At 72.1% G+C, this 25,221-nt stretch carries 24 protein-coding genes; 11 read left to right on the top strand and 13 right to left on the bottom strand.

The features are described 5' to 3' along the window. Position 1 precedes the first annotated feature (1 nt). Together ADL03_RS31650 and ADL03_RS31655 are read left to right on the top strand one after the other, a co-directional pair. Complete coding sequence (locus ADL03_RS31650; protein WP_053737258.1) at positions 2 to 745, top strand: sugar phosphate nucleotidyltransferase; 744 nt, start codon at positions 2 to 4, stop codon at positions 743 to 745. After that, complete coding sequence (locus ADL03_RS31655; protein ID WP_053737259.1) at positions 742 to 1,641, top strand: NAD(P)-dependent oxidoreductase; 900 nt, start codon at positions 742 to 744, stop codon at positions 1,639 to 1,641. The genes ADL03_RS31650 and ADL03_RS31655 overlap by 4 nt, the downstream gene beginning before the upstream one ends. Before the next feature lie 56 nt (positions 1,642 to 1,697). Here ADL03_RS31655 and ADL03_RS31660 read toward each other — a convergent pair whose 3' ends face one another. From ADL03_RS31660 to ADL03_RS31670, 3 genes are read right to left on the bottom strand one after another with little or no spacing between them, the layout of a single operon-like run. Then, a complete protein-coding gene (locus ADL03_RS31660) occupies positions 1,698 to 2,648 on the bottom strand; it encodes an NAD(P)-dependent oxidoreductase (RefSeq protein ID WP_053737260.1) in 951 nt (316 codons plus the stop codon). Beyond that, positions 2,645 to 3,958: a nucleotide sugar dehydrogenase gene (locus ADL03_RS31665; protein ID WP_082373635.1), complete on the bottom strand. Its 1,314-nt coding sequence runs from the start codon at positions 3,956 to 3,958 to the stop codon at positions 2,645 to 2,647. Before ADL03_RS31665 ends, ADL03_RS31660 begins: the two co-directional genes overlap by 4 nt. 30 nt (positions 3,959 to 3,988) lie before the next feature. Beyond that, positions 3,989 to 4,879: an endo alpha-1,4 polygalactosaminidase gene (locus ADL03_RS31670; RefSeq protein ID WP_197288813.1), complete on the bottom strand. Its 891-nt coding sequence runs from the start codon at positions 4,877 to 4,879 to the stop codon at positions 3,989 to 3,991. A gap of 178 nt (positions 4,880 to 5,057) precedes the next feature. On the opposite strand from ADL03_RS31670, the gene ADL03_RS31675 reads away from it, so the two are divergent. Then, a complete protein-coding gene (locus tag ADL03_RS31675) occupies positions 5,058 to 5,360 on the top strand; it encodes a hypothetical protein (RefSeq protein WP_053737261.1) in 303 nt (100 codons plus the stop codon). Between the two features lie 54 nt (positions 5,361 to 5,414). On the opposite strand, the gene ADL03_RS50560 is transcribed toward ADL03_RS31675, so the two are convergent. Then, the gene (locus ADL03_RS50560; RefSeq protein WP_053737262.1) at positions 5,415 to 6,662 is read right to left on the bottom strand and encodes a response regulator transcription factor family protein; all 1,248 of its coding nucleotides are present in this window, start codon (positions 6,660 to 6,662) and stop codon (positions 5,415 to 5,417) included. Positions 6,663 to 6,800: 138 nt separating this feature from the next. On the opposite strand from ADL03_RS50560, the gene ADL03_RS31685 reads away from it, so the two are divergent. After that, positions 6,801 to 7,703: an NADP-dependent oxidoreductase gene (locus ADL03_RS31685; RefSeq protein ID WP_053737298.1), complete on the top strand. Its 903-nt coding sequence runs from the start codon at positions 6,801 to 6,803 to the stop codon at positions 7,701 to 7,703. A gap of 369 nt (positions 7,704 to 8,072) precedes the next feature. On the opposite strand, the gene ADL03_RS31690 is transcribed toward ADL03_RS31685, so the two are convergent. Continuing rightward, positions 8,073 to 9,128 (bottom strand): polyprenyl synthetase family protein, encoded by a 1,056-nt coding sequence (locus tag ADL03_RS31690; protein WP_053737263.1) that lies wholly within the window; start codon positions 9,126 to 9,128, stop codon positions 8,073 to 8,075. A 154-nt stretch (positions 9,129 to 9,282) separates the two neighbouring features. Here ADL03_RS31690 and ADL03_RS31695 point away from each other — a divergent pair, with 154 nt between their 5' ends. Beyond that, positions 9,283 to 10,248, top strand: a complete 966-nt coding sequence (locus tag ADL03_RS31695) for an aldo/keto reductase (protein ID WP_053737264.1) — start codon at positions 9,283 to 9,285, stop codon at positions 10,246 to 10,248. Between the two features lie 90 nt (positions 10,249 to 10,338). Here the strand turns inward: ADL03_RS31695 and ADL03_RS31700 are convergent, their stop codons facing one another. From ADL03_RS31700 to ADL03_RS31730, 7 genes are all read right to left on the bottom strand, one after another. Continuing rightward, complete coding sequence (locus ADL03_RS31700) at positions 10,339 to 11,529, bottom strand: acyl-CoA dehydrogenase family protein (protein ID WP_053737265.1); 1,191 nt, start codon at positions 11,527 to 11,529, stop codon at positions 10,339 to 10,341. Further along, on the bottom strand, positions 11,526 to 12,383 hold the full coding sequence (locus ADL03_RS31705) for a 3-hydroxyacyl-CoA dehydrogenase NAD-binding domain-containing protein (protein WP_053737266.1): 858 nt from the start codon (positions 12,381 to 12,383) through the stop codon (positions 11,526 to 11,528). The genes ADL03_RS31700 and ADL03_RS31705 overlap by 4 nt, the downstream gene beginning before the upstream one ends. Continuing rightward, positions 12,380 to 13,105, bottom strand: a complete 726-nt coding sequence (locus tag ADL03_RS31710; RefSeq protein ID WP_053737267.1) for an acetoacetate decarboxylase — start codon at positions 13,103 to 13,105, stop codon at positions 12,380 to 12,382. Before ADL03_RS31710 ends, ADL03_RS31705 begins: the two co-directional genes overlap by 4 nt. Beyond that, positions 13,102 to 13,857 carry a crotonase/enoyl-CoA hydratase family protein gene (locus ADL03_RS31715; protein ID WP_053737268.1) on the bottom strand — a complete coding sequence of 252 codons (756 nt, stop codon included), beginning with the start codon at positions 13,855 to 13,857 and terminating at the stop codon, positions 13,102 to 13,104. The genes ADL03_RS31710 and ADL03_RS31715 overlap by 4 nt, the downstream gene beginning before the upstream one ends. Beyond that, on the bottom strand, positions 13,854 to 15,002 hold the full coding sequence (locus tag ADL03_RS31720; protein WP_197288814.1) for a CaiB/BaiF CoA-transferase family protein: 1,149 nt from the start codon (positions 15,000 to 15,002) through the stop codon (positions 13,854 to 13,856). Before ADL03_RS31720 ends, ADL03_RS31715 begins: the two co-directional genes overlap by 4 nt. Before the next feature lie 109 nt (positions 15,003 to 15,111). Then, positions 15,112 to 16,017: a LysR family transcriptional regulator gene (locus ADL03_RS31725; RefSeq protein ID WP_053737269.1), complete on the bottom strand. Its 906-nt coding sequence runs from the start codon at positions 16,015 to 16,017 to the stop codon at positions 15,112 to 15,114. 52 nt (positions 16,018 to 16,069) lie between these two features. Beyond that, positions 16,070 to 18,616 carry an AfsR/SARP family transcriptional regulator gene (locus tag ADL03_RS31730; RefSeq protein ID WP_053737270.1) on the bottom strand — a complete coding sequence of 849 codons (2,547 nt, stop codon included), beginning with the start codon at positions 18,614 to 18,616 and terminating at the stop codon, positions 16,070 to 16,072. Positions 18,617 to 18,822: 206 nt separating this feature from the next. Here ADL03_RS31730 and ADL03_RS31735 point away from each other — a divergent pair, with 206 nt between their 5' ends. From ADL03_RS31735 to ADL03_RS31745, 3 genes are all read left to right on the top strand, one after another. Further along, a complete protein-coding gene (locus ADL03_RS31735) occupies positions 18,823 to 19,986 on the top strand; it encodes a hypothetical protein (protein ID WP_157529519.1) in 1,164 nt (387 codons plus the stop codon). After that, entirely contained in the window at positions 19,935 to 20,165 is a 231-nt protein-coding gene (locus tag ADL03_RS31740) for a papain-like cysteine protease family protein (RefSeq protein WP_053737272.1), read from the top strand. The genes ADL03_RS31735 and ADL03_RS31740 overlap by 52 nt, the downstream gene beginning before the upstream one ends. Before the next feature lie 61 nt (positions 20,166 to 20,226). Then, positions 20,227 to 20,688 carry a hypothetical protein gene (locus ADL03_RS31745; RefSeq protein ID WP_053737273.1) on the top strand — a complete coding sequence of 154 codons (462 nt, stop codon included), beginning with the start codon at positions 20,227 to 20,229 and terminating at the stop codon, positions 20,686 to 20,688. Positions 20,689 to 20,721: 33 nt separating this feature from the next. On the opposite strand, the gene ADL03_RS31750 is transcribed toward ADL03_RS31745, so the two are convergent. Further along, entirely contained in the window at positions 20,722 to 21,321 is a 600-nt protein-coding gene (locus ADL03_RS31750; protein ID WP_053737274.1) for a TetR/AcrR family transcriptional regulator, read from the bottom strand. A 94-nt stretch (positions 21,322 to 21,415) separates the two neighbouring features. Here ADL03_RS31750 and ADL03_RS31755 point away from each other — a divergent pair, with 94 nt between their 5' ends. The 3 genes from ADL03_RS31755 (at position 21,416) to ADL03_RS31765 (ending at position 25,164) form a co-directional block, all read left to right on the top strand. Continuing rightward, positions 21,416 to 22,357 (top strand): beta-ketoacyl-ACP synthase III, encoded by a 942-nt coding sequence (locus ADL03_RS31755; protein ID WP_053737275.1) that lies wholly within the window; start codon positions 21,416 to 21,418, stop codon positions 22,355 to 22,357. A gap of 110 nt (positions 22,358 to 22,467) precedes the next feature. Next, on the top strand, positions 22,468 to 23,787 hold the full coding sequence (locus ADL03_RS31760) for a cytochrome P450 (RefSeq protein WP_082373637.1): 1,320 nt from the start codon (positions 22,468 to 22,470) through the stop codon (positions 23,785 to 23,787). A 171-nt stretch (positions 23,788 to 23,958) separates the two neighbouring features. Continuing rightward, on the top strand, positions 23,959 to 25,164 hold the full coding sequence (locus ADL03_RS31765; protein WP_053737276.1) for an MFS transporter: 1,206 nt from the start codon (positions 23,959 to 23,961) through the stop codon (positions 25,162 to 25,164). The last annotated feature ends 57 nt before the right edge of the window (positions 25,165 to 25,221 follow it).

The raw sequence follows: 25,221 nt of genomic DNA on the forward strand, positions 1-25,221 counted from the left end.
CATGCATGCGGTGATACTCGCCGGCGGCAGAGGAGTGCGACTGCGCCCTTACACCACGGCGCTGCCCAAACCGCTCGTACCGATCGGCGAGGAGTACGCCATCCTCGACATAATCCTGCAGCAGCTCGGGATGCGGGGCTTCGAGCGGGTGACGCTCGCGATCGGGCACCTGGGTTCGCTGATCCGCGCGTTCGTCGGCGACGGGTCCAAGTGGGACCTCGCGGTCGACTACACGGAGGAGAAAGCGCCGCTGTCGACCATCGGGCCGTTGCTCAACATCGTCGACCTGCTGCCCGAGCACTTCCTCGTGATGAACGGGGACGTGCTCACCGACCTCGACTACGCGGCGCTGCTGGACCACCACGTCGCCTGCGGCGCCCCGCTGACGGTGGCCACGTACCAGCGCAAGGTGAAGATCGACTTCGGCACGCTGTCCACGGCGGAGGGACGCATCGTCGACTTCGTGGAGAAGCCGGAGCTGTTCTACGGCGTCAGCATGGGCGTGTACGCCATGACCCGCAAGACGCTCACGCCGTACCCGCGCAACGTCCCCTTCGGACTGGACGAGCTCGTGCTCGACCTGCTCGCCCGCGGCGAGGGACCGGCGGCGTTCGACTTCGCCGGCTACTGGCTCGACATCGGCCGGCCCGACGACTACGACGAGGCCAACCGCGAGTTCGAGCGGCTGCGGCCGGTGCTGCTGCCCGGCAGCGCGAGCAGAGCGGTGCTGGACGTGACGTCGTGACCGCGCTGCTGTTCGGTGCGGCCGGCTGCCTCGGCCGGGCCGCGGAGAAGGAGCTGCGCGGTCGCGGCACGCGGGTCGTCCGGGTCAGCCGCGCGGTGCCGCGCGATCGCCACTGGATGCGGCACGACCTGGTCCACGGCACCACCGGCGAGCTGGTCGACCTGCTGAGATCGGTGCGGCCCGAGGTGGTGGTCAACTGCACGGGGCTGCTGGACGGCACGACCGCCGAGCTCGTCGCCGCCAACGTGACCGCCACGGCGAACCTGCTCGACGCGCTTCCCCGGGCCGTGCCGTCCGCACGGCTCGTCGTGCTCGGCTCCGCGGCCGAGTACGGCCGGGTTCCGCACGGCCGCCCGGTCGGCGAGGACGCGGTGCCGGAACCGGTGTCCGGGTACGGGATCACCAAGCTCGCGAGCACGTTGCTGGTGCGCGACGCGGTCGTGGCCGGCCGGCTGGACGCCGTGGCGCTGCGGGTCTTCAACCCGATCGGCGCCGACCTCCCGCCCGGCACCGTGCTGGGCAGGGCGGCGGAGGCGATGCGAACGGCCCTGCACGAGGGCACCGACATCACGCTCGGGCCGCTCGACGCGTACCGCGACTTCGTCGACGTCGCCGACGTGGCGGCCGCGATCGCGGACGCGGCGCTGGCGGCCGCGGTGCCCGAGCCGGTGCTCAACGTCGGTACCGGCCGGGCGGTGGCGGTGCGCGACGTGGTGGCGGTCCTGGCCGAGGTCGCCGGCTTCACCGGCCGGGTGCGGGAGACCGCCGCGGCGCAGGCGAGGTCCGCCGCGGTCACCTGGATCGCCGCGGACACCACCCGTGTGCGGCAGGCGCTGGGCTGGTCGCCCCGCCGCGACCTGGCCGACTCGGTGAAGGCGGTGTGGGAGGGGGTGTGACCGCGGTCCGGTGCGGGAAGGCACGGTCCGGCGGACGCGTGCCTTCCCGCACCGGATCACGACCCGTGCGCGCGGTACCAGTCGAAGGTCTGCCGCACCCCGTCGTCGAGCGGGACCGACGGGGCGTACCCGGTGAGCTCCCGCAACAGCCCCAGGTCCGGGCAGCGGCGTGCGACCGAGCCCGCCGGAGCGGCCGCGCGGTCCACGGCCGGGGCGTGCCCCGCGATCTTGAGCACCAGCTCGGCCAGCTCACCGATGTTGGTCTCGGCGGTGTCGTCGCCGATGTGGACGATCCGGCCGGTCGCCGCCTCGGTGCCCATCAGCCGCAGCACCGCCTCGACGGCGTCGTCCACGTGGCAGAACGCCCGGAACTGGTCGGTGCCGTAGACGACGAACGGGTCCTCGCGGCGCAACGCCCGCAGGCACAGCTCCGGGATGACGTGGTCGGCCCCCATGCGCGGCCCGTACACGTTGTGGAAGCGCCCGACCACGACGGGGACGCCCTTCGCGCGTCCGGTGTGCACGACCGCCGCCTCGCCGAGCATCTTGCTGATGGCGTAGGCGAAGCGCGGCGCGGTGACGTCCTCGACGACCAGCGGCACGGCCTCCGGCGTGGGTACCGGCACGAGCCCGGTTCCCACCCCTCCCGCGTAGGCCTCGCTGGTGGAGGCGAAGAACAGCCGCTGCGCCGGGGTCACCCAGTCCAGCGTGTTCAGCGCGGCCAGCGTGTTGATCCGCACGACCCGCGCCGGGTCGCGTTCGACGTTGCGCACGCCCACCACGGCGGCGAGCAGGTACACGTGGTCGCAGTCGCGCGGCAGGTCGTGGAAGGACGCGGGGTCGGTGAGGTCGGCGGAGATCACCGGCACGTCCAGCTCGGCGAGCTCGGGGTCGTGGCGGCCCCGCGAGAAGTCGTCCACGACCGTCACCTCGTGGCCGTCGGCGACGAGTCTCCTGGTGAGGTGCAGGCCGATGAACCCGGCGCCGCCCAGCACGAGGTGCCTCACCGCGTCTCCCCCGCCTGGTAGCCCAGACCGGCGTAGCCGACGCCGTTCCCGCTCACCCGGTCCTCGTCGAGCACCCGCCACGAGTCGTAGACGAACCGCACGGACGACCCCGGCAGCAGCCGGTCGACGTCGAGCCGCCGGTACTGCGGGTGGTCGGTGATCACCAGCACCGCGTCGGCACTCGCGAACCCGGCGGCGACGTCCACCGGTGTGCCGCCGTGGCGGCGGATCACGTCGGCGCCCACCAGCGGGTCGTGGCCCAGCACCTCGACGCCGGCCCGGTCGAACACCGGCATCATCGACGCGATCGGGGTGCCGCGCATGTCGTCGGTGGGCGGCCAGCCCTTGTACGCCCAGCCCAGCACCAGCAACCGCTTGCCCGCCGGCTCGCCCAGCAGCGTGAGCACGCGTTCCGCGACGTGCACCGGCAGGTCCTCGTTCACCGTGCGCGCGGCGCTGATCAGCGGCGGGACGTACCCGGCGCGCTCGGCCGCCGAGAGCAGCAGGTAGGGGTCCTTCGACAGGCAGCCGCCGCCGACGTAGCCCGGCTTCGCGATGTCCGGGCGCGGGTAGTCGACGTTGGTCGCCCTGATCACCTCCAGCGGGTCGAGCCCGAGCCGCTCGGTCATCCTGGCCACCTCGTTGCCGAACGAGTAGATGACGTCGGTGTGGCAGTTGTTGACGAGCTTCACCAGTTCCGCGGTCTCCAGCGACGACACCGGCACCAGCCGGTCGGACAGGCCGCCGAACAGCGCGAGCCCCAGCCGCAGGCTCTCGTCGTCGAGACCGCCGACGACCTGCGGCAGCTCGACCAGCTCGCGCAGCGCCTGCCCCTGGATCGTGCGTTCGGGAGCCATCACGAGCCGTGCCGACCCCCAGGCGTCGAGCAGCGGGGGCAGCACGACCGCCCGTGTCGCGCCGACGGGGACGGTGCTGCGCACGACCACCAGCGTCTGCGGCGAGCAGCGCTTCGCGATGTGCTCGGCCGCCGCGGCGAGGTTGAGCAGGTACGGCTCGTGCCCGGCCGCCTCGACGGGGGTGGAGACGCAGATGATCGCCGCGTCGACGCCGGTGTCGGGCAGGTCGTGGCCGAGGAAGATCCGGCTGCCCACCCACTCCTTGAAGACGTCCTCCACGCCGGGTTCGAAGATGTGCGGCCGTCCGCGCGACAACGTGTCGAGCAGTGCGGGCTGGGTGTCCACGCCGTGCACCTCGTACCCGCGGCGGGCGAGTGCCGCGGCCAGCGTCAGGCCGACGTACCCCATGCCGATGACGCCCACCTGACGGAACTCGGGTTCTCCCTCTGTCACGTTCCACCTCTCCTCGTCGGCGCGTGCCGGTCAGCGGCACGGCGCGGCGACGGTGTCCAGTCCGCGCACCGTCACGTATCCTTCGAATCCTTCTTCGCGATAACGACGGCACGCCTGCGCGACGTTCTCGGGGCGCGTGGCGTAGTCAACCGCCAAAACGGTCTTCCCGGCTTCTTTCAGCTTTCTCGTCGCCGCCAGGTTCTCGGCGCAGAAGTCGGCGGTGCACGGCTCGTCGGTGGCCCGGAAGAAAAGCTCCTCGACGCCGACGCCGTCAATCGCGTCGAGATACCCCGGGTACTCGCGCAGCTCCGGCGAATTCTGCGGATAGACACCGAATGACGGATTCGCCCCCTTGACGTGGGCGCTGATCCGCACGATCAGGTCCGTCATCCGCTCGGCGAGCTCGGTGCGGCCGAGACCGGGCACGAGCCCGAGGTCGATCTCCTCGTAGGCGAGCGGCGTGTCGAGGTACACGCCGTCGAACCCGGCGGCGAGCGCCCGGTCCAGCCGCGGCCGCACCGCCAGGTCCCACCAGCGCGGTTCCCAGTAGCGGACGAAGTGCTCCCCTGGCCAGCTCCGCCACTCGTTCAGCAGCAGCCGGTCGTCCCGGATCGCGGTGAAGTCGGGCCGGAACGACTCGATCGAACCGATCTCGAAATAGGCGAGCACCCGCTTCCCGGACGCCTTGAGCGCACCGATCTCGTCCGCCTGGAAATAGGACGCACCGCCGTCGCGCGCCAGGTCGACGACGGCGGTGCGGAACGGCGCGGCGGCCAACTCGTCGAGCCGTCCGTCCCGATATCCCTGCAGCTGGTAGACAAAGCTTCCCGGCGGCGTGGAATCATTCGAACACCCGGTCATCGCGAGCATCCACGTCGTCGCCGAAACGATGAGGAGCACTCGACGGAAAAGACCGGCCACCCGCTCACGGTACCGATCGTTTGTGTCCGATCAATGCGCCGCCCGGCCCATCTCGTACGGCCGGTCCCCGACTCCCCGGCGCGTCGGCCAGGTGTTCAACCGGCGCCGTGAGCGGTTGCACCCGAGGAGATCGGTCCGGTAGGCATGGGGCAGTTCGTTCAAACCTGGGGGGTTTCGAATGTCTCTGTTCCGCACGCTCGCGTCCGCCACCGTGGTGTCCGCGGCTGCACTCACCCTGGTCGCCGGGCCCGCGAGCGCGGACCCGCTCCAGAACTCCGGCGACTTCAAGGTCGCGGGCGTCAACATCCGCTACGGCCCCGGCCTCAACTACGGCGTCGCGGGCTCCGGCTACCCCGGTCAGTACGCCTACCTGTCCTGCGGGCAGGCCGTGTCCGGGTGGGAGTGGATCGAAGTGCAGAACGTCGCCACGGGTGTGCGTGGCTGGGCGAAGAACGAGCTCATGTACGCCTTCTGCAGCTGAGCCCGCTCCGTGGTCCGGCAGGGCGGTGCGACCGTCCTGCCGGACCACGGGTGGTCAGCGCGCCGCGCCCCATTCGTGGGCCAGCGCCGCCGCCTCGCCGCGGGAGCCGACACCGAGCTTGTCCAGGATGTTGGCGACGTGGAACTTCACCGTGGACTCGCTGATGTGCAGCTCCCCCGCGATGTCGCGGTTGCGCCGGCCGCGGGCGAGCCGGCCCAGCACCTCCAGCTCCCGTGCGCCGAGCACGGTCAACGGGTCCTCGCGCGGTTTCTCCGGCGGCCCGAGCGGAACCTCGATCGTCACCGTCGTGCCCCACCCCGGCACCGCGTCCACCTCCACCGTGCCGCCGAGCGGCCCGAGGCGTTCCGGGACGCGGCGCGTGTCGAGGCTCCCGCACGACAGCGTGCCCGGACCGTCGTCGCGCACGGTCGCCTTGAGCGCGGTCCCGGCGACCTTCCAGCCGATGTGGACGCGGTGCACACCGCGCTGGTCGTCCAGCATCGCGTGCACGGCGGACCGGACCACCGCACCGGCCGTGGCGGCGACCTCGGTGGGCACGACCCGGTCCGCACCCTCCTCCGCACCGGGGGTGCCGAGGTCCAGCCGCACCTCGCGGCCGCGCAGGACCCGCCGCAACGACTCGGCGACCCGCCGAAAAGCGGCGCCGGCCTTCTCCTCGGTCAGCGTCCGCTCCAGCTCGGCGCGGGACCGCAGGTCGACGAGCGCGGTGACGGCGAGGTCCACGGCCCGCGCACGTGCCGTCACGTCGTCCACGGCCCGGTCGCGCAGCACGCCGAGCAACGCCGTCAGCGCGGTCCCGTAGGCGTCCCCGAGGTCGGAGATCGTCATCGCCCGTGCCGCCGCGGCCGCCCGCGACACCGCGAGCGTCGTGGGCACCGCCTCGTTGCGCAGGCTCTCCACGTGGGCGGTCACCAGGTCCCACAGCGTGAGGGCCGGTGCCAGCACGTCGTCCGGCAGCGGGCTGTCCTCGGTGCGCAGGAGCACCAGCAGCGCGTGGGGCCGGCTCACGTCGCTCACCAGCACCACCACCGGAACCTCGACGCCGGCCATGACCGCACGCCCCTGCCAGCTACCCCGCCCCGGCACCAGTGGCCATAGCGCGGCGAGGTCGGCGATCGTGGCGGACGGCCCCGAACCCCGGAACTTGAACGGCGCGAACGAGCAGTTCGACAGCTCGGCGACCGCCCGGTGCGGAACGGTCTCGGCGAGCACGGCGGACAACCGGGGCAGCAACTCGCTCAGCGGCGCCTGGATCACCTCGACGGCGCTCTGGAGGTCCATTGTGCCGAGCCTAGCCCGCCCGGACCGGCGACCACCTGGTCTTCCGGCCAGGCCGGACTGGCCGAAGGACGGGCGCCCGCGGTGCCGCCCGATCGCCACGATCGACACGTCAACCAGCGGCGAGCAGTGGAGTGCGAGATGAAGGCGATCACCTACACCGAGTTCGGCGGCCCCGAGGTCCTGCGCCTGGACGAGGTCGAGGAGCCCCACGCGGGTCCGGGACAGGTCAGGTTGAAAGTCGTGGCGGCGGGCGTCAACCCGGTGGACCACAAGATCCGCAACGGGTGGATGCCGCACATGTCCCCCGCACTGCCCGCCGTCCCCGGCCTGGAGGCCGCCGGTGTCGTCGACGAGGTCGGCGAGGGCGTGACCGGCGTGTCGGTGGGTGACGAGGTCCTCGGCTGGACCACGACCGGCGCCTACGCCGAGTACGCACTGGCCACCGACTTCGCCGCCAAGCCCGCGACCCTCGACTGGGACGTCGCCGCCGCACTGCCCGTGGCCGTGGAGACGTCGGTGCGCGTGCTCGACGCACTGGAGGTCAAGGAAGGCGACACGCTCCTCCTGCACGGCGCCGCGGGAGTCGTCGGCGCCGTGGCCGTCCAGCTCGCCGTGGCCCGCGGCGCCACCGTCCTCGGCACTGCTTCCCCGGCCAACCACGACTACCTGCGCTCACTCGACGCCACCCCGCTCGCCTACGGCGAGGGCCTCGCCACCCGCGTCCGCGCCGCCGCACCCCAGGGCGTGGACGCCGTCCTCGACGCCGCGGGCGCCGACGACCTGCCGATGTCGATCGACCTGCGCGGCGGCACCGACCGGATCATCACCATCGCCGACCCGCGCGCGGCCGAACTGGGCATCCCGTTCTCCGGCGGCGGCAGCGGCCCGTTCGGGTCGCGGCTGGCCTCGTACGCCCGCCTCGTGGCCGACGGGCAGCTCACGGTCCGGGTCGCGCGGAGCTTTTCGCTGGCCGATGCCGCCAGGGCGCAGGAGGTGAGTGCCGGCGGTCACGCCGCCGGGAAGCTGGTGCTGCGCCCGTAGGCCGGGCTGGACCCCGGCAACGGTGGGCCGCGGCGAGGCTGGGCCGCGGCGAAGCGGGACTGGGCCGCAGCGAAGCGAGCTGGACCCCGGCGGAGCGGGGCAGGCCGGGCTGCGGCGAGGTGGACTGGACTGCGGCGGAGCGGGCCGGCCCCGGCGAGGCGGACTGGACCCCGGCAAGGCGGCGGGCCGGACTGCGGCGAGGCAGGCCGCAGCGGGACGGGGCTGGTGCGCGGCGGCCGCAGGCAGCGGCGGTCAGCTGCGCGTGGCACCGGCAACCAGGTAAGCACGGCTGGTGCGCACCCGACCCCGCACCAGCCGGCCCCGGCCCACCCAAGCCAACCCGACCAGCCCGTCGCCCGAGGGGCTGGGTCAGGACGGAACCTGGCCCACGGTCGGCTGCACGGGCACGGCCTGCGTCACCGGGCGCACCGAGCCATGGCCGGTCCTGAACACCGAGCCCGGCACAAGCCCGCGCGCCGCGCTCCGCACAGGTGCACACCGCTCGACCGTCACCGCACGGGCGAGCTGAGCCAGCTCCTCGGCCGCCGGCCCGCTCGCACCGACCTGGCGCAGGTGGTCGAGCGCACGGGCGAGGAGCAGGTCCGCCTGCTGTTCGCACCACCTGCGGCCGCCGGCCTGTTCGATCGCGCGGGCCTGTTCGGCGGGGGAGCCGGTCAGGTCCGCGCCGGCGTCGAGGGCGGCCACCACGGGCAGGGTGCGGCGGGCGTGGGCGAGGTCGTCGTACAGCGGGCGGCCGGAGAGCATGGGGCCGCCCCAGAGGGCGAGGACGTCGTCGACGTGTTTGCTGGCCAGGCCGACGTGTTCGCCGAACGACCTGAGGTGGCGGGCCTGGGTGCTCGTCGCGCCGGCGGCCAGTGCGCCCAGCTCGCACGCGCAGGCCGGCAGCGCCGCGTGTTTCGCCGCCGCGACGCCCAGGTGCTCGGCGACCTCGGTGGCGCCGTCGGTCAGCTCGATCTCCCGCACGTAACCGTCCACAACGGACAGCAGTGCGGCGTTGAGGGTGCGCACCTCCGCCTTGCTGACGTGTGCGAAGGCCAGTGACAGCAACGCTTCCGCCGCCGAGGTGGCGCGCTCGTCGCCGAACTCCACCCACGCGCTGGGCTGGCGGCCGCGGCTCACCGCGCGGGTCGTCAGGTCGGCGTGCAGCTGTTCGTGCAGGTGCGCGAGCTCCAGCGCCACGGCCACCTTGAGCGCCCTGCCCGCGGCGCCGACCGTCTCGGCGGCGAGCAGGGCCAGCGCGGAGACGACGAAGTCCTGGCCGGTGAGGTGGTGGTCGACGACCTCGCGGGTCTCCCGCGGCAACGTCGCGACCGCGGCGCGCAGCGGTGGCTCGACCACCTCCCGGCACCAGGCCGGCACGTCCTGCGCGGGCTGCGGCGCCACGACCACGTCGGTGCTCGTCATGAGCAGAAGCTAGCTCCGTCGCCGGCGTCACCTGGCTGCTCGCCACTGTCGTGTCCAATGCAGGCACGATCCGGCGAGCGGGACTACGTTGATGTTGAACGGGTTGTTGTCGTCATCACCCGACCGTGACCATCGTTTTCCTGAGGGGCTGAACGTGCGCTACACCAAGCTCGCCGGCATGGACGTGTCGGAGATCTGTCTCGGCATGATGAGCTACGGCGAACCGTCGCTGGGCACGCATCCGTGGTCGATGCCGGAGGAGGAGGCCCGGCCGTTCATCAAGAAGGCGGTCGAGGCCGGCATCAACTTCTTCGACACAGCCAACGTGTACTCCGCCGGCTCGTCGGAGGAGTTCACCGGCCGTGCGCTGAAGGACTTCGCCCGCCGTGACGAGATCGTCCTCGCCACCAAGGTGAACGGCCGCATGCACGACGGCCCGAACGGCGCGGGGCTGTCCCGCAAGGCGATCTTCGCCGAGATCGACAACTCACTGCGCCGGCTGGGCACCGACTACGTCGACCTCTACCAGATCCACCGCTTCGACCCGGCCGTGCCGCTGGAGGAGACGCTCGAAGCGCTGCACGACGTCGTGAAGGCCGGCAAGGCCCGCTACATCGGCGCCTCGTCGATGTACGCGTGGCAGTTCTCGAAGGCGTTGTACACGCAGCGGTCGAACGGCTGGACGCGGTTCGTCTCGATGCAGAACCACTACAACCTCCTCTACCGCGAGGAGGAACGCGAGATGCTGCCGTTGTGCGCGGACCAGGGCATCGCGGTGATCCCGTGGAGCCCGCTGGCCCGCGGCCGGCTGACCCGCGACTGGGACGCCACGACCGCGCGGGCCGAGACCGACGAGTTCGGCTCGACCCTGTACGTCGAGTCGGACCGCGAGATCGTCGAGCAGGTGGCCGCGGTGGCCGCCGCGCGTGGCGTGTCACGGGCGCAGGTGGCGCTGGCGTGGCTGCTGCGCAACCCGGTCGTGACGGCGCCGATCGTCGGCGTGACCAAGCCCGCGCAGCTGGACGACGCGGTGGCCGCCCTGGCGGTCGAGCTGACTGACGATGAGGTGCGGCGGCTGGAGCAGGCCTACCAGCCGCACCGCATCGCCGGCCACTCGTGAGCACTGCTTTTGGTCTGCACTGAAGTCATTGCAGCAGCTGCACAGCAATCGGGCCGCCGACGTCACGTCGGCGGCCCGGTCGCGGGTGGCTCAGACGAAGGCGCTCTCGCCCGTGATCGCCTTGCCGACGATCAGCGTGTTCATCTCGCGGGTGCCCTCGAACGAGTAGATGGCCTCGGCGTCGGCGAAGAACCGGGCGACGTCGTAGTCCAGCACGATGCCGTTGCCGCCGAAGATCTCCCGCGCCCACGCCACGACCTCGCGCATGCGGGCGGTGACGAAGGCCTTGGCGAGCGAGGAGTGCTCGTCCTGGAAGATGCCGGCGTCCTGCAGCCGTGCGAGCTGCACGAGCATGCCCCACGACGCGGTGATGTTGCCCAGCGACTTCACCAGCAGGTCCTGCACGAGCTGGAAACCGGCGATGGGACGGCCGAACTGCTTGCGCTCGCGGGCGTAGGCCAGCGCGGCCTCGTAGGCGCCGATCATCACGCCGAGCGCCTGCCAGGCGACGCCGCCGCGGGTGGCGCGCAGGATCTCGGCGACGTCGCGGAACGAGTTGATGTTCTGCAGGCGGTTGGCCTCCGGCACCCGCACGTCGGTCAGGGTGATCTCGGCGTTCTCCACGATCCGGAACGCGATCTTGCCCTCGATCTTCTCCGCGACGAAGCCCGGCGTGCCCTTCTCGACGACGAAACCCTTGACGTGGTTGTCGTCGAGGTCGCGGGCCCACACGACCACGTAGTCGGCGAAGGTGGCGTTGCCGATCCACTTCTTCGCGCCGTTGAGCACCCACGTGTCGCCGTCGCGCTTGGCCGTGGTGCGCATGCCGCCGGCCACGTCGGAGCCGCCGAGGGGTTCGGTCATCGCGAACGCGCCGATCTTGTCCATCGCGGCCATGGCGGGCAGCCAGCGGTCGCGCTGCTCCTGCGAGCCGCCGGAGTAGATCGAGTACATCGCGAGTCCGTTGTGGACGCCGAAGAACGTGGCGACCGAGGCGTCGGTGCGGGTCAGCTCCATCGCCAGCATGCCGGTGAGCAGGTGGCTGACGGCGGCGGGGTGCTCGCCGTAGCCCTCGTAGGACAACGCGGTCAGGCCGGCGCCGCGGAACTTGTCGACGAGCTCGTGCGGGAACTCGCCACGCGCCCAGTACTCGTTGACCAGCGGCTTGACCTCGGTGGTCATGAACTCGCGGGCGCTGAGCAGGATCTTGCGCTCCTCGTCGCCCAGCAGCGCCTCGTAGTTGTAGAAGTCGGCGGTCAGCTGGTCTTCCACGCGGTTCATCGGTTCTCCTCCAGTGCGGTCAGAACGGCGAGCTGCTTGCGGTCGCGCGTCTCGGCCAGCGCCGAGTACGTGGAGGAGCCGTAAGCGTCTTCCACGGCCCTGATGAGCCGTTCGGGGTCGGACGAGGGGGTGCCCAGGGCGAGGCCCTGCATGGACCTGCCGATGTGCTCGGCGAGGTGGCGGTAACCGCCGGGGCCGCCACCGAGGTGGGCGCCCAGGAACGGGCCGACGGTGGCCCAGCGGATGCCGAGCGAGCTGGTCACGACGGTGTCGAGGTCCTCCGGCGTGACGACGCCCTCCTCGACCAGGTACGCGGCCTCACGTGACAGCGCGGCCTGCAGCCGGTTGCCGACGAACCCGGGGATCTCCTTGCGTTCCACGACCGGCGTGCGGCCGACGGAGCGGTAGAACTCGACGGCCCTGGCGACCGACTCCTCGCTCGTCTGCTCTCCCGGCACGACCTCGACCAGCGGGATGACGTGCGGCGGGTTGAACGGGTGTCCGATGAGGACGCGCGAGCCGTCGATGCCCTCGGTGAACGCGGTGGACGGGATGGCCGAAGACGAGCTGAGCAGCAGCGCGTGCGCGGGAGCTTCCCGCACCAGCTCGGCGAACAGGGTCTTCTTGAACGCCAGGTCCTCCGGGCCGTTCTCCTGCACGAGGTCCGCGTCCCGCACGGCCTCCGCGACGCTCGCCGCCACCTCGACACCGGCGGGAACGACGTCGGCGAGGTCGGGCCGCGGGTCGGTGACCCGCACGGTCAGGCCGTGCTCGGCGAACAGCCGGGCCCACGACAGGCCGATCACACCGGCCCCGACCACCGCGACGGTGCGGACCTCCTTCTCGGTGCTCATGCTTCCTCCAGGTAGTCGTGCACCGGCTTGGCGGGAGCGAGCGTCAGGTCGGTGATGATGTGGCTGGCGGACACGACCTCCAGCACCGGCAGGTCCGCGAGGGGCGCCAGGACGTGCTGGAACAGCTGCAGGCGTGCCGGGCCGGTGTACGCGGCCTTGACCACGACGTCGGTGATCTCCGTGCGCACGAGCTCCTGCACCCGCGGCGTTCCGTCATATCCGTGGATGGTCTTCAGCATGAACGTCGGAACCGTGATCTCCGCCTCAGCGCGGCCGAGGTCCAGGTCGAACTGCTTGTAGCCCATGGTCGCCGTGGCCACCCGCAGCGTGCCGTAGTCGAGGGTGCCGACGAGGGCGCCGTGGTCGGCGTAGAGCGACGGCGAGCCCATGACCTTGGGGTAGGCGCTCACCTCGCGGCCGGAGGCGGTGGCGGCGAAGCTGTCGAGGTACATCGCGTGCAGGTACTCGCCGTGCTCGCCGTCGAACACGACCTGGACCGCCTGGCCGGCCTCGGTGTACGGGCCGTAGCCGGTGACGTCGGTCATCTTCATGACCTCGAACCGCACCAGCGGCTCTGCGATCTCCAGCGGCTGCGGCACGGCGGCGCGCAGTGCGCCGGGATCGGTGCGGTAGACGATGTTCAGGTACTCGCGGTCGAAGAACCGGGGCTGCACGGCGGGAAACGCCGGCGCGGTGAGCGGTGTGACACCGAGCATGGTCATCGTCCTGTCCACTGTGGAGCGCGGCGCTCGGCGAACGCGGTCATGCCCTCGCGCACGTCGGCGGTGCTCATCAACTTCGCGATCTCGTCGCGCTGGGCGGCCCAGCGGTCGGCCGACCGCACGACCTTCTTCACGGCCGCCAGCGCCAGCGGGGCGTTGAGCGCCACCTGCTCGGCCAGCTGCACGGCCACCGCGGCGGCTTCTCCGGGTGCGACCACGCGGTTGGCGAGGCCCAGCTCGCCCGCGCGGCGGCCGTCGATCGGCTCGCCGGTGAGCAGCAGCTCCAGCGCCAGGTGGTGCGGGATCCGGTCGGTCAGCCGCACCACTCCCCCGCCTGCGGCGATCAGGCCGCGCTTGACCTCGGGCAACGCGAACCGCGCGTCCTCGGCGGCGACGATCAGGTCGCACGCCAGGGCCAGCTCGAACCCGCCGCCCATGGCGAAGCCCTCGACGGCGGCGATCAGCGGCTTGGTCAGCTCCGCCTCGGTGAGGCCGCCGAACCCGCGGCCGGGCACCGACGGCGACTCGCCCTTCAGCGCGGCCTTGAGGTCCATGCCGGCGCTGAACGTGCCACCGGCTCCGGTCAGCACGCCGACCCGCAGCTCCGGTGCGGCTTCGAGCTCGTCCAGCGCGGCGGCGAGCCCGGTGGCGACGGCCGCGTCGACGGCGTTGCGCGCCTGCGGGCGGTCGAGGGTGATCAGCAGCACCGAGCCGACGCGTTCGGTGCGGACGGTGTTCGTCTCGGCGGTCATGCCAGCTCCTTCAGCACTTCGGCGGTGTCCTGGCCGGGAACGGGGGCCAGGCGGCGGACGGTGGCGGGGGTCGCGGAGAACCGGACCGGGATGCCGATCGACCGGATCTCGCCCTCGGTGGGGTGCCGCACGACGTCGAGGAGGTGGCCGTCGCGGACGTAGTCGTCCTCGTGCGCCCGGTCCAGCTCCAGCACCGGCCCGAACGGGATGCTGTGCTTCGCGCACACCTCGGCCCACTCCTCGGTGGTGAGCGCTCCTGCGCACTCGTCGACGACGCCCATCAGGTCGTCGCTGTCGGCGGGGTCGATCCGGTCGCCGGCCACGCGCGGGTCCTCGACCAGGTCGGGGCGCCCGGCGGCGGCGAAGAAGTCGCGGAAGTTCTGCGGGTTGTACGGAACGACGCAGGCCAGGCCGTCCTTCGTGTGCACGGCGTGGTGGCCCTTGGCCATCGAGAGGCCGAAGCCGGTGGGGCCCTCCTCCGGCACGAACGCGTGCCCGGAGAGGTGCTCGACCAGGTTGAACGCGATCAGCGTGTCGGCCATCGGCACCTCGACCCGCTGGCCCTGCCCGGTGCGGTTGCGGTGCACGAGCGCCGCGAGCACGCTGTAGGCGATGGTCAGCGACGACACCTTGTCGCCCAGGATCGTCGGCAGGTACACCGGCCGGCCCAGGGCGCGGTTCGCGATGTCGACCAGGCCGGACGCGCCCTGGATCGTCTCGTCGTAGGCGGCGATGCCGGCGCGGTCGGAGTCGGCGCGGAAGCCCTGCGCGTGGGCGTAGACGAGACCGGGGTTGCGCTCGGCGACGTCGGCGTAGTCCAGGCCGAGCCGGCTCAGCGCGCCCTGCCGCATGTTGGTGATCAGCACATCAGCGGTGTCGATCAGCTTGAGCGCGCGTTCGCGGTCGTCGGAGTCCTTGAGGTTCAGGGCGATGCTGCGCTTGTTGCGGTTGACGTTGAGGCTGAGCGGCGTCATGCCGGGGGTGGTGCGGTGCCGGCCGTTGCGCACGGTGTCGACCGGTGACTCGATCTTGATCACGTCGGCGCCGAGGTCTCCGAGGATCTGGGCCGCGTAGGGGCCCATCACCACGGTCGAGAGGTCGATCACCCGCACGCCGTCCAACGGACCGGTGGTGATGTCCTTCATCGTTCGTCCTTTCGAAGTTCCTGCACCACCGAAGTTAGTGCGGAATTCCAGAAAAGGGAACGATCATGTCGCGAACAATGGTGTGACCACAGCGGTCACACCATTCGGTTTATTTCGCGATCGGTTCGGCGAACACCTCCCGCGCGGCGGACACCACCTCGGCCAGGTCGCCCGCGCCCCGGTCGTGCCGCCACAGCAGTCCCGTGTCGAGCTGGGCCCGGAAGTCCGCGAACGGCAGGACCGCCATGTTCTCCAGCAGGTAGCCGTGCATCGCGCTGTCCTCGTCGAGCATCGAGACGGAGAACGCGAGCCCGCCGGACACCAGCTCCGACACCCCGCCGTAGCCGGTGTTGGCGAGCTGGATCCGTTGTTTGATGCCGAGCTCGCGCAATTGTGCGTCGAGCTGCTCGAAATAGGACGGCATCATTTCTTCCGGCGGACGTACATAGGCGAGATCGGTGAGGTCGGCGAGTTTCACCTCGGTGCGCCCGGCGAACCGGTCGGCCGGCACGACCGCGCCGAGCCGTTCCGACATCACGTGCAGGGTGTCGAGCGCGGCCTCCCGCACCGGCAGCCTGGCCAGCGTCAGCGCGAGCCGGCCGTCCTTCACCCCTTCGACGAGGTCGGTGGTCGAGCCCGGCCACCGCTTGAGCTCGAACCGCTCGCACACCCGCCCGGCCAGGACGGCGACGCGTTCCCGCAGCGCCGGGTGCACACCGGTGGGCATGCCGACGAACACGGTCGCCCGCGCGGGTGCCGTGGCCTGGGCGAGCCGCCACCGGATCGACCCGACCCGGTCGAGCACGTCCCGCGCCATCGGCAGCAGCGCCGTGCCCGCCGGGGTGAGCGCCACGTGGTGCGTGCTGCGGTCGAACAGCTGGGTGCCCAGCTCGTGTTCGAGGTCCTTGATCCGCTGGCTGAGCGGGGAGGCGGCCATGTGCAGCTTCCGTGCGGCGGCCGAGAAGTTCAGCTCCTCCGCGACCGCGACGAAGTACCTGAGGTGCAGCAGTTCCACGCACCCCAGACTAGGCCGTTCGGATCACGCCCTGCCGCGGGCGGCGGTGGCGTCAGCCGGTCAGCGCCGCCAGCTTGCGCGCCGCCTCCGTCTCGCCCCAGCGGAACCCGATCCGCCGCGACAGCTCCCCCGCCTCCGCGAACGACGCCCGCGCCGCCTCGGCCCGCCCGGCCAGCTCGTGCACGGTGCCCCGGTCGAGCAGCACCCCGGCCTCGATCTGCCGGTCCCCCACCGACCGCGCGAGCCCCAGTGCCTCGTCGGCCAGCTCCAGCGCCCGGTCGAGCGAGCCCAGCTGGCGGTGCGCGTCGGCCATGTTGGCCAGCGCGTGCAGCTCGCCGGAGCGGTCGCCGCAGGAGCGGAACGTCCGCAGGGTCTCCTCGTAGCAGGACAACGCGGCCGGCAGGTCACTGAGCGCGGCGTGCACCAGGCCGAGGTTCGTGCGCACGTACGCGGCGCCCTGCGAGTCGGCCAGCCCCTCGCGCAACGCGAGCGAGGCCCCCAGCGACGACAGTGCCGCCGGGAGGTCGCGGCGGCGCCAGTGCACGATGCCGAGGTTGTTCAGCGTCACCGCTTCGAGCTGCACGTCGTGCAGCGACCGCGCCAGCTCCAGCGCCGCCGTCCAGTGCTCCAGCGCCTCGGCGAACCGGAACCCGCGCTCGCAGGCCGCGCCGAGCTCCTTCAACGCCAGCGCTTCGGCCCGCACGTCGCCCAGCGACCGCGCGGCCTCCAGCGCCAGCACGTTCAGCGCCGCCCAGTCCGCCACCTCCGAGCGCCGCCGGAAGTACCACGACAGCCCGGCGGCGAAGGCGATGGCGTCGGCGGGGGACGCCTGGTGGGCGGCGGCGAGCAGGTTGTCGCGCTCCTCCGCCAGCCAGAGGTCGGTGGGGTGGTCCGCCAGCGCTTCCAGGTAGTGCTTGTGCAGGCGCTCCACCGCGAGCGCGCGTTCGTCGGCCGACTCCGCGGCGCGGCAGCGTTCACGGGCGAAGAGCCGCAGCAGGTCGTGCACCGCGAACCGGCCCGGCACCGGTTCCTCGACCAGGTGCGCGTCGGCCAGCTCGGCGAGCAGCTCCGCCACGTCGGGCACGTCGGTCAGCGCCCGTGCCGCCGCCACCGCGAAGTCGGGGCCGTCCAGCAGGCCCAGCAGGCGGAAGACCCGTGCCACGGCGGGAGATCCGAGCTCGGCGTAGCTGACGGCGAACGCCGAGCGCACCGCCACGTCCCCGAGCCGCAGCTCGTCGAGCCGCCGGGTCTCGTCGGCCAGCCGCCCGGCCAGCAGCGCCGCCGTCCACTGTGGACGTCCGGCCAGCCGTGCGCCCGCGATCCGCAGCGCCAGCGGGAGACCGCCGCACCAGCGCACCAGCTCGGCCGCGTCCTCGACCGGCCCGGCCACCCGCGACAGCAGCTGGGTCGCCTCCTCCAGCGGCAGCGCGCCGAGCCGCACGCAGGACGCGCCGGCCAGCGACGTGAGCGGGCGGCGGGACGTGATCAGCACGACCGAGCCGGGGCCGGTCGGCAGCAGGCGCCTGACCTGGGCGGCGGTGGCGACGTTGTCCAGCACCACGAGCAGCCGCCGTCCCGCCGTGAGCGACCGGTAGCGCACCGCCTCCTCGTCGCCGGGGCGGTCGCCGAGCGCGCGCAGGAACTGGCTGAGCACCCGGTCCGCGGCGCCGTCGGACAGGTCGGCGTACAGCTGGCCGTCGGGGAACGACCCGGCGATCTCGTGCGCGGCCCGCACGGCCAGCGCGGACTTGCCGATGCCCGCCTGCCCGGTCACCACGCACACCGCGACCCGGTCCGGCCGCACCTGCGAGCGGATCAGCGCGAGCTCGCGCGACCGCCCGGCGAACGTCACGACGTCCGGCGGAAGCTGGCGGACCGCTTGCGCGCCAACGGGTTTCGCGCGCAGGAGTTCGGCCTGCAACCGCCGCAGCGCCTCCCCCGGCTCCACCCCGAGCTCGTCGGCCAGCACGGCGCGGCACTCCTGGTAGGCCGCCAGCGCCTCGGCCGGGCGGCCCGCGCGGTGCAGCGCGACCATCTGCTGCTCGCGCAGGCGTTCGTTCAACGGGTGCTCGCGCACCCACTCCGAGAGGTCCGCGACGACCTCGACGTGCCGCCCGAGGTCCAGTTCGGCGTCGGCGCACTCGACCCGTGCCGCCAGCCGCAGCTCCTCCAGCTGGGCGACCACGCCGCGCAGCAGCCCGGACGCCGTGAGGTCGGCCAGCGCGGGGCCGCGCCACAGCGCCAGCGCCTCCCGGTAGCGCTGCGGCGTCCGCTCGCGGCGCGCCACGTCGAGCAGCTCGGTGAACCGGGTCAGGTCCAGCTCGGCGGGGTCGATCGACATCAGGTAGCCGGGCGCCCGCGACCGCAGCCGCGCGCCCACGACCTTGCGCAGCTGGTAGACGTACACCTGGAGGTTCTTCAGCGCGGTCTTGGGCGGCGCGTCGTCCCACAGCACGCTGATCAGCCGGTCGACCGCGATCACCCGTCCCGGCTGCGCGAGCAGCAACGCGAGCACGGCCCGTTGCTTGGGCGGGCCCAGGTTCAGGCGCGCGCCGTCGTCGCCGTAGCACTCCACCGGCCCCAGCACCCGGAACTCCACAACGCCTGATCGTAACCACCGGACGCATACCGGACACATGCCACGCGCGGTGACCTTGGTCCACATGAAGAAGACCTCGCTCGTGGTGGCGGCGGCAGCGCTGTGCGCCGCGACCGCAACGCCCGTTCAGGCCGTCGAGCCCTACTCCGAGAGCCCGGCCACCGCACGGTCCGTCAAGGCCGCCAATGGCTACGACGTCGTCGTCGGTGGCGCGAAGAGAGCCACCATCAGGGGTCAGCGACCCGGCCTACTCCGTCCGCACGACCGTCAGTGCGAACGGCGAGCTGGCCGCCGTGATCACCGACTTCGACGGCACCGGCGGCACCCGCCTGCGGACCGTCGACCGCTACGGCAGGACCCTCCACGTCGCCACCGGCGCGATCACCTCGGCGGTCTTCCGCGGCACCGACCTGGCCTACGTCGGCACGCTCAGCCGCCTCGACCTGGCCACCGGCGCGGTCAAGCCGCTCATCGCGAGCGACCGCACCACGCTGTACCGCGACTTCAGGCTCGTCGACGTCAACGGCGAACGGCACGTCAGCTACGTGCAGAACAACGAGGTCTACCGCTGCGGCTCCGACGACCCGCAGTGGCTGGGCCTCGCCACCGAGAACGGCAAGACCAGGCGGCTCATCGGTGAAACCAAGCACCACTACCGCACCGCGGTGTGGAGCAGCGACGGGCAGAAGGTCGCCTACGAGCTGATGGGCTGCGTCACCGACAAAAAGCTCGGTCCCGGCCAGCTCGACGCGGTCAGCGGCGTCTACGTGCGGGACCTCGCCACGGCCAAGGCCGACCGGGTCGTGGACGGCCTGTCGTTCAACTACGCCCTCACCGGCATCGCGGGCGGCACGGCGGTCATCGGCTCGCCGGAACGCGGCTACCGCAAGGCGTCCGGTGAGACCGCGGCCGCGCTGGACCGCCGCGAGGTCACCGCGCCGGCCGGCCGGATCAACCGCGCCGAGTTCGTGCACCAGCTGTGGGACACCCGCGACGACTTCCACGGCGGCTCGTCGTGCGGCCCGACCAGCGCGGTGATCGACCTGGTCGGCTACCAGCTGACGAACCAGTTCCCGGTGACCGTCTCCAGCCCGGCACCGCACGTGTCGAAGTGGGGCCGCTACCTCACCGACGAGTTCGGCAACGCCGGACCACGTTCAACCGCGCGCAGAACGACTGGACGCGCACCGGTTCGTTCAAGGGCGCGCACGGCTGGATCACCGGCTACCACTGCAACGGCGACCCGGCCCGCCCGTGCGCGTCGTGGGAGTCGGAGCGCGACTTCCTGGCCCGCAACGGTGCCTCGGTGCAGCAGGGCATGTTCACCGCCGCCGGAGTCCGCGCGTTCCTCGACCAGGGCAAGTTCGTGATCATGAGCGGCCGCTGGGGCTCCACCGCCGGGCACCTGTCCGTGGTGATCGGCTACGAGAACGACGGCACGTTCTGGGTCCACGACACCTACGGCGCGGGCACGGACGGCAGCGGGGACGGCGCGCAGCAGAACTACACGTGGAACTACATCGCGCCCGCGCAGATGTGGGCCGCCTGACCGCAATCCCCGATAGCAAGTACTTGACGCCAGCCGTCAAGTACTTGCTATCGTCTGTCAAGTGAGCGAACTGGACCGCCTGGAGCTGCAGGACCACCTGATCCGCCTGGTCACGAGCCGCCTGCTGGACCCGCTGGAGATCCTGCTGCCCACGGCCGACCTGGACGAGCTGCACGACCAGGTGCACGCCGACGCCGGGACGTGGGCGCAGCAGCTGCTGACCGGCAGCGACCGGCAGGCCAGGCACCTCGTGATCCGGCTGCTCACAGTGCTCCACCCCGGCGACACCCCGTTCGACCCGCCGGACGACTGGTGGGCCACCCCGCTGGGCCGGGTGGCCGCGCGCAGGGCGGGCCACCCCAGCCGGCAGCACGTGTCGTTCGCGGTGGCCGGGGCGATGCTCGGGATCACCCGCCAGGGCGTGCACGACCTCGTGAACCGCAACAAGCTCCAGCGCCACCCGGACGGCGGCGTCACCGTCGAGTCGATCCAGATCCGCCTGGCCCAGCGCAGGGACACCTGAGCGTGGTGCCCGTCCACTTCGGACCGATCGGGATCAGCGCCGGAACAACCGCTCCAGCGCCCTGCGCGCACGGGCCGGCGCGGCGTCGTCCTTCTCCAGCTGCAGGAAGTGGTTGAGCGCCAGCATGATCCCGAGCAGCTCGTAGATCAGCTGCTCGACGTCGGTGCCGGCCGGCAGGTCGCCGTCGGACACCGCGCGCCGGATGTGGATGCGCAGGTCGCGGCGCCACAACGCGTTCATGCCGGCCAGCGCGTCGCGCACCGGGCCGCTGCGGCCATCGAACTCGGCCGTGGCCGCGGTGAAGAAGCAGCCGCCGGGCAGCACGTTGCGTTCGAGGTAGGACACCCACGCCTCGCAGACGTCCCGCAGCCGCGGCAGCCCGGACGGCAGCTGCTTGACCCGCCGCGGCACCTCGCGCAGGAACACCTCCGCCGCCGCGTCGACCACGGCCAGCTGCAGGGTCTCCTTGGTGCCGAAGTGGCCGAGCAGCCCGGCCTTGCTCATGCCCAGCTCGGCGGCGAGCCGGCCGATCGTGAGCCCCTCCAGACCTTCCTGCGAGGCGATCGCCAGGCTGTGGTCGAGGATGCGCTGCCGTGTCTCGCGGGTGTCGGCAACGGATCGGCGCGGGCTCACGACGTGATGATAGCCGCGTTTTCCACCTCTTTAGCTACCGACCGATCGGTTGCTATATTCGCCGCGTCCCCGCATCGCTGAAGGAGCTGACCCCTTGTCCGGATCCCGTGTTGTCGCGTTCGGCCACTACCAGCCGGAGCGGGTGCTGACCAACGCCGACCTGGAGCAGATGGTCGACACGAACGACGAGTGGATCCTGCAGCGCACCGGCATCGCCACGCGCCGGATCGCCGGCGACGAGACCGTCGCGGACATGGCCGCCGCCGCCGCGGCCAAGGCGCTCGCCGCGTCCGGGGTCCCGGCGAGCGAGATCGGCCAGGTGATCGTCGCCACGTGCTCGGCGATCGACCGCAGCCCGTCGACCGCAGCCCAGGTCGCCGCCCGGCTCGGCATCCCGGCCGCCGTCGTCTTCGACCTCAACAACGCCTGCGCCGGGTTCTGCACCGCGCTGGCCACCGCCGACCACACGATCCGCGCCGGTGCCGCCCGGCACGCGCTGGTGATCGGCGCCGAGAAGATGTCCGACCTGGTCGACTGGACCGACCGCAGCAGCTGCATCCTGCTCGGCGACGGCGCCGGTGCCGCGGTGGTCAGCGCCTCGGACGACGCGCTGGTGGGCCCGGTCGCGTGGGGGTCGGACCCGACGCGCAGCAACGCCGTGCGCCTCGTCGACGAGTGGCAGCCGCGGTTCCAGCAGGAGGGCCAGGCCGTGTTCCGCTGGGCCACGAGCGAGCTGCCCGCGATCGCCGCGCAGGCCTGCGAGCGGGCCGGCATCGCCACCACCGACCTCGCCGGTGTCGTCACCCACCAGGCCAACCTGCGGATCGTCGAGGCGCTGACCCGCAAGCTCGACCTGCGTGACGACGTGGTCATCGCGCGTGACGTGGTCGTCTCCGGCAACACCTCCGCCGCTTCCGTTCCGCTCGCTTTGTCCAAAATGGCGGAACAGGGCGAGCTCCCGTCGGGCGCGCCGGTGCTGCTGTTCGCCTTCGGCGGCGGGCTGTCCTGGGCCGGTCAGGTCATCAGGACTCCCTGAGAACCGACGTACCTACCCAGGTAGTAGATCTCAGGTATGACGACATCCGCGCCGCACTGTCGCTATTGTCCGATCCCTCAGCCCCTTGCCGCCGAAGGGAAACCTGTCTCATGAAGCTGATGCTGCGCTCGGGCACGGACGTGCGCTCGCGACTGACCGAGTGGGTGGGGCGGCGCCTGCTCGCGCGCCTGAGCCGCACCGGTTTCGACCTCGAGTCGTCCTGGTTCGTGCCGTCGCGCGTGCTGGCCCCGCTGCGCCGCAACGGTTTGGATCCCGTGCCCGAGCTCGCCAGGATGCACGCGCAGGGCCCGGTCACGAAGCTGCCGCTGCCCGTGCCCGCCTGGCTCGTGACCGGCTACGAGGCCTCCAAGCAGGTGCTCGTCGACGTCGAGGCGTTCAGCAACGACTTCGGGCACTTCAAGGAGCTCGGCCTGTTCGCCGACGAGGCGCCGGGCGGCCTGGGTTTCAGCGACCCGCCGGAGCACACCCGGCTGCGCAAGGTGCTGACGCCGGAGTTCACGATGCGCCGGCTCTCGCGGCTGGTGCCGCGGATCGAGGCGATCGTGGCCGACCAGCTCGACCTGATGTCGATGAAGGACGGTCCGGTCGACCTGGTCGAGGACTTCGCGCTGCCGGTGCCCGCGCTGACGATCTGCGAGCTGCTCGGCGTGCCGCTGAGCGAGCGCGAGGAGTTCCAGCGCCGCAGCGTGGCCCGCTTCGACCTGGGCGGCGCGGCCACCGCGTCGTTGTCGGCGGTGTCGGAGTCGATCGTCTACTTCCGCGAGCTGGTCCGCGCGCAGCGGTCCAACCCGAGCGACGGCCTGCTCGGCGAGCTGATCCGCAAGCACGGCGACGACCTGGACGACGACGAGCTCGCCGGCCTCGCCGACGGCCTGCTCACCGGCGGCTTCGAGACCACCGCGAGCATGATCTCGCTCGGCACCCTCGCACTCCTGCGCTCCCCGGAGCTGATGGCCCAGGTCAACGGCGACGAGAAGGCGGTGAACGCCCTGGTCGACGAGCTGCTGCGGCACCACACCGTCGTGCAGGTCGCGTTCCCGCGAGTGGCCCGCCGCGACGTGGACGTGGCCGGCACACGGGTGCGGGCCGGCGACATCGTGGTGTGCTCGCTGTCGCAGGCGAACCGCGACACCGACGTGTACCCCGACCCGAACCAGATCTGCCCGGAGCGCCCGGCCGGCCAGCACCTGGCCTTCGGCTACGGCGCCCACCGCTGCATCGGCGCCGAGCTGGCCAAGATGGAGCTGCGGATCGCCTACCCGGCGCTGGCGCGGCGGTTCCCGCACATGCGGCTGGCGGTCGAGCCGGGCGCGCTGTCGTTCCGCAAGCTCTCCATCGTCTACGGCCTGCAGTCGCTGCCGATCGACCTCGGCGGGCCGGCGACCTCGGCGCACGAGCTGTTGAGCTGAGGTCCCGCTCTGCGGGCGGTCTCGTGCGCGAGGTCGCCCGCAGTCGTCACTCCGGCACCGGGTCGTGATTTCTTGAAAACCGATTTATGTGGGCCGTTACCTGCGGTTTTAATTAATCATTCGTTGCTTTCGGAAATACACTTCGATTAATCATGCCGTTAGCGTGCCGGTATGCGAAGTGGTTTCCAGGGTTACCTGAACGCTGTCCGCAACCCGGCGTTCCGCCGCTTCTGGCTGGGCCTGATGGTGTCGCGGTGCGGCAGCGCGTTCACGGTCGTCGCGCTGTCGTGGCTCGTCCTGGACCTGGCCGGTCCACGCGAGCTGGGCCTGGTGCTGCTGTGCGCCGGCCTGCCGGTCCTGGTGTGCGGCCCGATCGCCGGCCGCCTGCTCGACCGCTTCCCGGTGCGTCGCCTGTTGTTCTGGGACAACACCACCCGCGCCCTCCTGCTGCTGACCCTGCTCGGCCGCCCCGGCGTGGCGCACCTCTGCGTGGTCGCGGCGCTGAGCGGCGCACTGGCCGCCGTCAGCGAGGTGTCGGAGGGCGTGCTGGTGCCCAGGCTCGTTCCCGACGAGGACCTGGAGGCCGCGAACTCGCTGCTGTCGGTGAACTGGGAGCTCGCCCATGTCCTCGGCCCGCCCACCGCCGGGTTCCTCATCGCCAGGACGGGCACCGGCACCGCGCTCGTGGCCGACGCGGCCAGCTTCGCGGTGATGGGCTGGCTGTCGTGGCGCCTGCCGGACGTGCGCGCCACCACCGCCCCCGAGCGCCGTCCCGCTTTCGCCACCCTGGCCAGGTTTCCGGCGGCCGTGGTGCTGACCGCGTGCGCCACCGGCTTCCTGTTCCTCAGCGGGGCCACCGACCTGCTGTACCCGGTCTACGCGCGCAACGTCCTGCACGACGACGCCACGGCGTTCGGCGTGCTGCTCGGCGCGGCCGGGACGGGCGGCCTGTGCGGCGTCCTCTTCGGACTCCCGCTCTACCTGCGCCTGCCGGCCCACACCCGGCTACCGGTCGTCATCGCCTCCGGCGCGCCGTTCCTGGCCTGCCTGCCGTGGGCCGGCACGCTGTGGGCCGCGGCCGTGCTCGTCGCCGCGGCCTCGTTCCTGTGGGCCCCGTTCTACGCGGTCGAACGCTCGTCGTTCCAGCGCGCGGTCCCGGGCGAGGCGCGCGGCGCCGTCACCGGCGCGCGTTCCGCCGTGTGCGCGGTGGGGTTTCCGCTCGGGAGCGCGGCCGGAGGTGCGCTGTTCGGCACGTCCACGCCGGCCGCGGTGGTGGTGCTGGCGGCGGCGTACGTGGTGCTCGCGACGGTGCCGTTGCTGGGACGCCGCGCTCTGCGGGCGAGCCCGGCCGGTCACGCTTCCCCGACGCCGAGGTAGCTGTGGGTGGGCTCACGCGGGTGAAGCACCCCGAAGGGTCGGTGTGGCGGCCCGGGA

The sequence above is a fragment of the Nocardia sp. NRRL S-836 genome, from assembly GCF_001279525.1.
Classification (GTDB): Bacteria; Actinomycetota; Actinomycetes; order Mycobacteriales; family Pseudonocardiaceae; genus Lentzea.